Raw genomic sequence first — 6,436 nt, forward strand, 5'->3', positions numbered from 1 at the left:
TCGGCGCCTACCCCACCCTGCCCGGCGCGCAATCGGCTGCCGAACGGGCTCGGGCGACGCTGCCCGAGTTGTTGCGCGTAGCGAACGTGGAGCTGCCGACCACCACGCCGCTGGGCAACCAGGTGGCGTTCATGGCGCGACTCACCGGCCTGCCGGCACGCGTCGCCGCCGATGCCTGCACGAAGTTGAGCGGCCGGGGAATGCCCTGCATGACGCTGCCGCCTGACCGGACGTAACGGGCCGGGTCAGACCGCGTTCAGACCCGCCGGAACGTCAGCGGAGAGATCGTGTCCGCTGAACGGTGCGCCCAGTCCAGCCGCGGCACCGCGTCCTTGACCCGCGCCTGCGCCTCGTGCAGCGCCTGGGCCGCGGCGGGGTAGTCCATCGTCAGCACCTCGCCCCGATCCACCACCATCCGCCCGTCGACGAACACCGTCCGGATCGCCCGGTCGCCTGCCGCGTAGATCAGGCTGCGCACCGGATCGTGCGTCGGCCGCATCATCGGGTGCGCCATGTCGACCAGCACGATATCCGCCTTGGATCCCGGCGCGAGACGGCCGATATCGCTGCGGCCCAGCGCCTTGGCGCCGCCGATGGTGGCGGCGTTGAACAGGTCGGTGCTGTTCATCGTGCGCGGATCGCCCGCCTGCGTGCGCGCGAGGTAGGAGACCAGCCGCAGTTCGTCCAGCATATTGTGGGGATAAGTGTCCGTCCCGACACCCATGTTGACGCCGGCCCGTTTGTACCGGCCGAAATCTTTCAGCGTGATGCCGCGCCTGGCGAACACGGTGGGACAATGCGCGACGGTCGTTCCGGTATCGGCCAGGCGGGCAAGGTCCTGTTTCGTGTGCCACGGCGTCGCCGGATGGTCGTCGAGGAAAATCCCGTGCCCGATGATGGACCGTTCCGACAGCAAGCCGAGATGATCCAGCCAGCCGATGGGCGTATAACCGTGCCGGCGGGTGATCTCGTGGAACTCGCTGACCGATTGCGCCGCGTGAATCTGCCAGGCCAGGCCACGGGATTTCGCCTCCGCGAAGCTGTCGCGCAGCAGCGATTCCGAGCAGGTGTCGATCTGCGCCGGGACGACCATGCCGAACAGCCGGCCGGAGGGATGCTGTTCGGCCCGTTCGATCAGCGACAGTGCCTCGCCCATCGCCTTCTCGCCGACCGCCTCGTCCCACTCGTACTCGACCATGTGGCCATTCCGGGTGAACCAGCGGGCAGAGCGGAACATCGGCGCGACGCAGACCCGCATGCCGGCTTCGGCCAGGAGGTCGAGCCAGCCGGGATGCGCCATGGACAGATCGGCCAGTGTCGTTACGCCCGAAAGCAGCAGTTCGGACAGGGCGACCCGGACACAGTGCGGCACCGCGTCTGCGTCGGCGCGGAAGATCGGCAGGTATTCGTAGAGCGAGGAGTTGTAGAAACCCGGCGAACCGATCTCATCGATCAGGCCCTTGTTCATCGGCTCGCTCGAGGGATGGGAATGGATGTTCACCAGCCCTGGCATGACCATCAGCCCCTTGCCGTCGATCACCGTGTCGGCGGGACCGGCATAGGCGCGGCCGACGAAGGTGACCGACCCGCCGTCGAATGCGAGGTCGGCGTCCGGCATATAAGTGTGCGCCTCGCCGTCCCAGCCGATGACCATGCCGGCGTTGCGTATGACGGTGACGCTCATTGGTTATCCCTCATGGGCCGCCCCTTCCTGCGTGGGTCCTCGGCATCGTAATCCCGGCCGCACGCGCGACAACAGGCGATTGACATCGGAGAGGCGCCCCGTACGGTGCGAACCGGTCGGTTCCGGACGATTTATGCGTTTGCTCTCGCCGCTTCGCGTCAGGGTGGTCGCGCTCCTGTGGGGCGGCCTGTCAACGTCGTCGGTCGGCGACCAGTTGGGAACGATCGCGATCACCTGGATCGCGGTGGCCGCGCTGGGGCCGGCGGCGGGATACCTGGCCGCCTGCCAAGCGGGCGTAACCCTGCTCGCCGCGCTGCTCCTCGGCCGCTGGCTCGACGGCCGGAACGAGCGTCGGGTCATGATCGCCGCCGATCTGATACGAGCCGCGGTACTGGGCGGGGTCGTGCTGGGTTGGGCCGTCACCGGACGCGTCGGCGTGGTGTCCTTGGCGATGATCGTCACGGTATTGGCGGTTGGCCAGGCCGCGTTCCGACCGGCCGTGCAGACGATCATGCCCGGCCTGGCGCCGTCGGAGGCGATGCTGCCTGCCATCAATGCGCTGTTCGATGGCACGGATCGGCTGGCGAGGCTGGTTGGCCCCGCCCTGATCGCGCTGGCGGCGGCCTGGCTGCCGGTCGTACACTTCCTGACGGTGGATGCCGCCAGCTTCCTGGTTTCAGCCGCCGCGGTGCTGCTGATAGGCCCCCGCGCCACACGTTCGGTGCGGCACGACGGAAGCCGCCTGGCGTCGTTCCTGCAGGGCTTCCGGGCGCTTCGGCGCCACCGGCTGTTGGGCTTCCTTTTGTATACCAGCGGGATCGTCAATGGAGCCTGGTACGCAGCGCTGTTCCTCGGCGTGCCGCTGCTCCTGACGGAGCGCGGTGATCAGGCGGTGCGCATGTTCGGTGCGATGATCGCCTGCTACGGCGTGACGAACCTCGCCGCCAACCTCGTCGTCGGCAGCCGTCCCCTGCCGCAGCGTCCCGCGCTGCTGTCCCTGTGGGGCAATGCCGTCAACGGGATCGGGATCGCGCTGATCGGCCTGTGCGCCCTGGTACCAGGCCTGCCGCGCGACAGTCTCTATGCCGGCGCGATGCTGGCTGGCGTGGGAGGACCGATGAACGACATCCCCCGCGCGACCCTGATGCAAACATCCGTGCCCGCGGCAGATGTGGCGGCGGGATTCCGTGCCTGGATCGTTTCGGCGAATGCCGGGCTCCTGGTCGCGATGGTCGTAGCCCCGACATTGTTCGCACGGCTGGGACCGGCCATGGGGATCGCGGCGCTGGGGTGTTTGATCGCCGCGTCCGCGTTCTGGGGGCTCGTGCTGCGGCTGGACGCTGCCTGATCGGATGCGATGCTATACGCCGTCCCCCGCCGCCGCGCGACGTGGCCGGTTCATGGCCATCGCCTCGATGACCGGGCGCGTGACGCGATTCGCCGCTATCCGCCTGGTCGGAGCCCGACAACGGGTCCGGCAGCGCCTGCGCCATGGCCCGGGTGCGGGCGGCCGGGTCCGGCGGCACCCCCTCTCCGGGGCGCCGCCCCCGCCGGATCAGCTCCGGTAGTCGGGTTTTCCGTCTTCCACCAGCCGCAGCGCGGCGCCCCAGACCATGGCATAGTGCGCCTCGTTTTCGCCGCGGCGGAACTGTTCGGCCGTGTGGGCGCAGACCTCGGGCGGCGGCAGCACGATCTCCCGCCCGCCGGCCAGCGCGTCCACCTGTGCCGCGCAGGCGCGTTCCAGCATGTAGATGTTCAGGAACGCCTCGGGGATCGAGGTGCCGCCGACCAGCAGGCCGTGATTGCGCAGGATCATCGCCTTGTGCTCGCCCAGGTCCTTCACCAGGCGCTCCCGCTCGTCCAGGTCCAGGGCGATGCCCTCATAGCCGTGATAGGCGATGCGCCCATAGAACTTGCAGGCATGCTGCGACAGCGGCAGCAACCCGTCCTTCTGCGCCGAGACCGCGATGCCGGCCGCAGTATGGGTATGAACGACGCAGACCAGGTCCTCCCGCGCCATATGGATGGCGGAATGGATGCAGAACCCGGCGGCGTTCACGTCGCTCTGGGACAGCGGGCGCGGGTCGACGATGTTGCCGTCGACGTCGATCTTCACCAGGTCCGACGCCCGCATCTCGTGGAAGTTCACGCCGTACTTGTTGATCAGGAAGTGATGCTCAGGCCCCGGCAGGCGGGCGGAGATGTGCGTGTAGATGAAATCCGTCCAGCGGTGATGGGCGACCAGGCGGTACAGCGCGGCGAGATCGCACCGGATCTGCCATTCGGTTTCCGAGATGCCGGCCAGCGCGGCCGGCGAGGTGGCGATGTTCATGGCGGCGGGGTTTCCTGTCTTGGGCGGCGCAGCCTTCATCCTGCCCCGCCCCGCGTCAAGCACGCATTTGGCATGTCGTTTGCCTCTCCCGCGCAGCACGCTACCGAGGTGATCGTTATGCTCCGTCGCTCCCTTCTTCTCGGCACTGGCGCGGGTCTGCTGACCCTGCCGGCCATCCGCGCCGCCCGCGCGGAGGACACACTGGACAAGGTCAAGAAGGCCGGCGTCCTGAATGTCGGGACCGAGGCCGCCTATGTCCCGTACGAGTTCATCAAGGACGGCCAGATCGTCGGCTACGACGTGGACATCGCGAACCACCTGCTGCCGAAGATCAACGTCAAGTCGCACTTCATCGACACCGCCTGGAACGGGATCATTCCCGCGCTCTACGCGAACAAGTTCGACTGCATCATTTCCGGCATGACCATGACCAAGGACCGGGCGGCCAAGGTGCTGTTCACCCAGCCTTACGCCGACGCCTCCTTGATGATCCTGACCCGCGCCAACGATGACAAGATCAAGACCGCCGACGACCTGTCGGGCAAGGTCATCGGCGTACAGTTGGGCAGCGCCGCCGCCGACATCATGGGGAAGTTCGAGACCAAGCTGAAAGCGTCCGGCAAGCCCGGTTACGCCGGGGTCAAGCAGTACGACCATTACCCCGAGGCGTACCAGGACCTGCTGAACGGGCGCACCGAGGCCGTCATCAACTCCCGCTCGACGCTTATGGTGCTGATGCGCGACACGCCCGGCAAGTTCAAGATGGGCGCCCCCGTCTCGGACATCCCCGCCTATTACGGCATGGCCTTCCGCAAGGAAGACACGGCCCTGTGCAAATTCTTCAACGATGGGCTGACCGAAATGAAAAAAGACGGCAGCCTGGTGGACCTGCAGAAGAAATGGTTCGGCTCGACGATGGAGACGCCGGACAAGGTGCCCGAGGTCCTGCCCGGATAAGGCCGCCGCATGGGCAGCTTCGACTGGGGCGCCATCTGGTATGGCGTACCCTACATGCTCCAGGGCACGCTCGTCACGCTGGAGGTCTCCGCGTGCGCGATGGTGCTGGCCTGCTTCACCGGCCTGATCATGGGGCTGATCAGCGTCTCCACCCTGCGCATCCCGAAGGCGATCATCAAAGCCTATGTCTATTTCGTGCGCGGAACGCCGGCGCTGGTGCAGATCTTCCTGGTCTATTTCGCCCTGCCCCGCATCGGCTTCGAGCTGTCGTCGTTCTGGAGCGGCGTCGTCGCGCTGGCCTTCAACTCCGCCGGCTTCATCGCGGAGATCATGCGTGCCGGCCTGCAATCGATCGATCCGGGCCAGACCGAGGCGGCGCTGTCGATCGGCATGACCGAGCGGCAGTCGATCCAGTTCGTCCTGCTGCCGCAGTCGCTGCGCCGGGTCACGCCGCCGCTGACGAACGAGCTGATCACGCTGGTGAAAAGCTCGTCGCTGCTGTCCGTCATTTCGATCACCGAACTCACCCGTTCCGCGCAGCTCATCATCGCCGAGAAATTCGTGCCGTTCGAACTCTACGCCGCACTTGCGGTGTATTACCTGGTGATCATTTCCCTTCTCTCCTGGGGATCGGAAGTGGTGGAAAAGCGACTGGCATGACCGCGCCGCTCCTGGCTATCCGGAACCTGTCGAAGGTCTACGGCGAGATCCCGGTGGTGGACCGGGTCAGCCTGGACGTGGCGCGCGGCGAGATCGTCATGGTCATCGGCCCCAGCGGCGCCGGGAAATCGACGCTGCTGCGCTGCGTCAACCGGATCGAGGCGCCCTCGGAAGGCGAGGTCGTGCTGGATGGCGTCAACATGGCCGGCGAGATGCGCAACGGCAAGCTGGTCCCCGACCCCGCGACGGCGACCGCACGCAAGCGCCGGCGCATCGGCATGGTGTTCCAGCGCTTCAACCTGTTCGCGCATCTCTCGGCGCTGGACAACGTCGCGATCGGCCCGCGCCGCGTCCTGGGCATGAAGCCGGCCGAGGCGCGCGCGCTGGCGGCGGAGCAGCTTGCCCGCGTGCGGCTGTCCGACCACGTCGCGAAACGGCCGGCGCAGCTTTCGGGCGGGCAGCAGCAGCGCGTGGCGATCGCCCGCGCCATGGCCATGAAGCCCGAGGTGATCCTGTTCGACGAACCGACTTCCGCCCTCGATCCCGAACTGGTGGGCGAGGTGCTGGCGGTGATCCGCACACTGGCCGAGGACGGCATGACCATGATGGTCGTCACGCACGAGATGCGCTTCGCACGGGAAGTCGGCAGCCGCGTCGTGTTCATGGAAAGCGGCCGGGTGGTCGCGGACATGCCGCCCGCGAAGTTCTTCAGCGACTCGGGCAATCCCAGGGTGGCGGAGTTCCTGGCGCGATTCCACGCGTCGTAGACGTTTTCTCCCCCCGCCCCACCTCGTCGGGGGGGG

Annotated in this window: 6 protein-coding genes and 1 pseudogene; 5 read left to right on the forward strand and 2 right to left on the reverse strand. The window is 67.2% G+C overall.

Going from position 1 to position 6,436, the window contains the following annotated elements:
- Positions 1–236 (forward strand): annotated as a pseudogene (locus tag VHB27_RS19160) (hypothetical protein); the annotation flags it as partial.
- A gap of 20 nt (positions 237–256) precedes the next feature.
- Here the strand turns inward: VHB27_RS19160 and VHB27_RS19165 are convergent.
- Entirely contained in the window at positions 257–1,684 is a 1,428-nt protein-coding gene (locus VHB27_RS19165) for an amidohydrolase family protein (RefSeq protein WP_325603511.1), read from the reverse strand.
- 133 nt (positions 1,685–1,817) lie between these two features.
- Here VHB27_RS19165 and VHB27_RS19170 point away from each other — a divergent pair, with 133 nt between their 5' ends.
- Positions 1,818–3,032 carry an MFS transporter gene (locus VHB27_RS19170; protein WP_325603513.1) on the forward strand — a complete coding sequence of 405 codons (1,215 nt, stop codon included), beginning with the start codon at positions 1,818–1,820 and terminating at the stop codon, positions 3,030–3,032.
- A 207-nt stretch (positions 3,033–3,239) separates the two neighbouring features.
- On the opposite strand, the gene VHB27_RS19175 is transcribed toward VHB27_RS19170, so the two are convergent.
- Positions 3,240–4,016, reverse strand: a complete 777-nt coding sequence (locus tag VHB27_RS19175) for a class II aldolase/adducin family protein (RefSeq protein ID WP_325603515.1) — start codon at positions 4,014–4,016, stop codon at positions 3,240–3,242.
- Positions 4,017–4,133: 117 nt separating this feature from the next.
- Between VHB27_RS19175 and VHB27_RS19180 the strand changes: the two genes are divergently transcribed.
- The 3 genes from VHB27_RS19180 to VHB27_RS19190 are packed head-to-tail and all read left to right on the forward strand — an operon-like array spanning position 4,134 to position 6,400.
- On the forward strand, positions 4,134–4,973 hold the full coding sequence (locus VHB27_RS19180) for a transporter substrate-binding domain-containing protein (protein ID WP_325603517.1): 840 nt from the start codon (positions 4,134–4,136) through the stop codon (positions 4,971–4,973).
- Positions 4,974–4,982: 9 nt separating this feature from the next.
- Positions 4,983–5,633, forward strand: a complete 651-nt coding sequence (locus VHB27_RS19185; RefSeq protein WP_325603518.1) for an amino acid ABC transporter permease — start codon at positions 4,983–4,985, stop codon at positions 5,631–5,633.
- Positions 5,630–6,400: an amino acid ABC transporter ATP-binding protein gene (locus tag VHB27_RS19190; protein WP_325603520.1), complete on the forward strand. Its 771-nt coding sequence runs from the start codon at positions 5,630–5,632 to the stop codon at positions 6,398–6,400. Before VHB27_RS19185 ends, VHB27_RS19190 begins: the two co-directional genes overlap by 4 nt.
- Positions 6,401–6,436: the final 36 nt, after the last annotated feature.

It is taken from the genome of Rhodopila sp. (genome assembly GCF_035548235.1).
Lineage (GTDB): Bacteria > Pseudomonadota > Alphaproteobacteria > Acetobacterales > Acetobacteraceae > Rhodopila.

What these genes read in the sequence shown, in the direction of transcription:
- VHB27_RS19165 (WP_325603511.1), bottom strand. Translation starts at nt 1,684, where the DNA reads ATGAGCGTCACCGTCATACGCAACGCCGGCATGGTCATCGGCTGGGAC.
- VHB27_RS19170 (WP_325603513.1), top strand. Translation starts at nt 1,818, where the DNA reads ATGCGTTTGCTCTCGCCGCTTCGCGTCAGGGTGGTCGCGCTCCTGTGG.
- VHB27_RS19175 (WP_325603515.1), bottom strand. Translation starts at nt 4,016, where the DNA reads ATGAACATCGCCACCTCGCCGGCCGCGCTGGCCGGCATCTCGGAAACC.
- VHB27_RS19180 (WP_325603517.1), top strand. Translation starts at nt 4,134, where the DNA reads ATGCTCCGTCGCTCCCTTCTTCTCGGCACTGGCGCGGGTCTGCTGACC.
- VHB27_RS19185 (WP_325603518.1), top strand. Translation starts at nt 4,983, where the DNA reads ATGGGCAGCTTCGACTGGGGCGCCATCTGGTATGGCGTACCCTACATG.
- VHB27_RS19190 (WP_325603520.1), top strand. Translation starts at nt 5,630, where the DNA reads ATGACCGCGCCGCTCCTGGCTATCCGGAACCTGTCGAAGGTCTACGGC.